General features: G+C 25.2%; 1 protein-coding gene. It reads right to left on the bottom strand.

Translation table 11 applies throughout. The features are described from left to right. Positions 1-61 precede the first annotated feature (61 nt). Positions 62-589 carry an HXXEE domain-containing protein gene (locus LGK95_RS22185; RefSeq protein ID WP_226127100.1) on the bottom strand — a complete coding sequence of 176 codons (528 nt, stop codon included), beginning with the start codon at positions 587-589 and terminating at the stop codon, positions 62-64. Between the last annotated feature and the right edge of the window lie 172 nt (positions 590-761).

The raw sequence follows: 761 nt of genomic DNA, 5'->3' as shown, positions 1-761 counted from the left end.
ATATAAAAATAGCTATAAGTTATTTATAATATAACATATAGCTATTTTTACAATTCATCTTTTATTTATTTGAGAATTTAAGTAATTGATTTTCAAGGTTTTTTTCTACGCTGTGAAGAAAAACATAAATCACAAACGCAAATAATGAACCACCAACACAAGATAATAGTATTTCAGTTAGGCTAAATCCTATTATTAATGTTGCAGTATAAAGAATATAGATACTTAGAGGTAAAAATAAAATAGCAGTTATAATACCTGGAACATAATATTTAAACTTTAAGGTCAATATAAAATGAGCTACGATAAAGTGAGCTGTAGTGGCAAAGAAAAGCCCATACCAAATATAATAATTATTAAAAATAATTGAAAACAGTGCAGAAAATGAAAAAATGAGAAATAGGATTTCTACTCCAATGGAGAAAGAAGCTGTACTTTTAAAATCTGCAAATGGTATCTTTTTCATTGTGCAAGTTTTAATGTAATCCTTATATTTTTTCCGCCAAGCTGAAATAAATATAATTTCTTCAAAATCATGGATCATAAAGATAATAGGAAATAACCAAACAATAGCGTTCATATTATTCATATAAATCAACTCCGTAAATTAGTTTTAGCATTTAGACACATTGGTGAATTTTATTCACACGTGTGACATATAACTATAAATATAGTATACTACATTTATAAATAATATCAATACTATTTAATTAGGTACTACATACAAAAGAAATTGAAACATTTTAGGAGGAATACTTTGG

The sequence above is a fragment of the Clostridium algoriphilum genome (assembly GCF_020443705.1).
GTDB classification, from domain to species: Bacteria; Bacillota; Clostridia; order Clostridiales; family Clostridiaceae; genus Clostridium_AD; species Clostridium_AD algoriphilum.
This window is presented reverse-complemented; position numbering and strand designations above follow the sequence as displayed.

Coding starts and splice junctions, on each gene's coding strand:
- LGK95_RS22185 (WP_226127100.1), bottom strand. CDS start 589: ATGAATAATATGAACGCTATTGTTTGGTTATTTCCTATTATCTTTATG.